We start from the raw sequence: 705 nt of genomic DNA on the forward strand, positions 1-705 counted from the left end.
CGCGGGACGCGACGCATTGGTCGCGGAAGTCGATGGCGCAGCGGTCGGGGTTGTCGAAGTCGACGATCGGGCGGATCTGGCGTGATTTTGGGCTCAAACCCCACGTGGCGGAGACGTTCAAGCTCTCGACCGACCCGTTGTTCATCGAGAAGACCGTGGATGTTGTGGGCCTGTACCACAATCCGCCCGAGCGGGCGGTGGTGCTGTGCGTGGACGAGAAGTCCCAGATCCAAGCCCTGGACCGCTCCCAGCCGGTGCTGCCGATGATGCCGGGCATGCCCGAGCGACGCACCCATGACTACGCCCGAAACGGCATCACCAGCCTGTTCGCCGCGTTCAACATCGCCGACGGCACCGTGATCAGCGAGTTGCACCGCAAGCACCGCGCCACCGAGTTCCGCAAGTTTCTGGTCACGATCGACAAGACCGTGCCCGCCGAGTTGGACATCCACCTGGTGTGTGACAACTACGGCACCCACAAGACCCCGGCCATCAAGGCGTGGCTGGCCCGCCATCCCCGGTTCCACATGCACTTCACCCCCACCGGCTCGTCCTGGATCAACCAGGTCGAACGCTGGTTCGGGTTCCTGTCCGACCAGAAGATCAAGCGCGGCGCCCACAAAAGCGTCCAGGCGCTGGAGAAAGACATCCGCGCCTGGATCGCTGACTGGAACACCCACCCACGACCGTTCATCTGGACCAAGA

General features: G+C 63.8%; 1 protein-coding gene. It reads left to right on the forward strand.

Translation table 11 applies throughout. From position 1 onward, the window contains the following. Positions 1–705, forward strand: a 705-nt coding sequence (locus ACFPCV_RS38840; RefSeq protein WP_378062598.1) for an IS630 family transposase, incomplete at both ends; no start/stop codon positions are given.

It is taken from the genome of Actinophytocola glycyrrhizae (assembly GCF_042653545.1).
GTDB lineage: Bacteria > Actinomycetota > Actinomycetes > Mycobacteriales > Pseudonocardiaceae > Actinophytocola > Actinophytocola glycyrrhizae.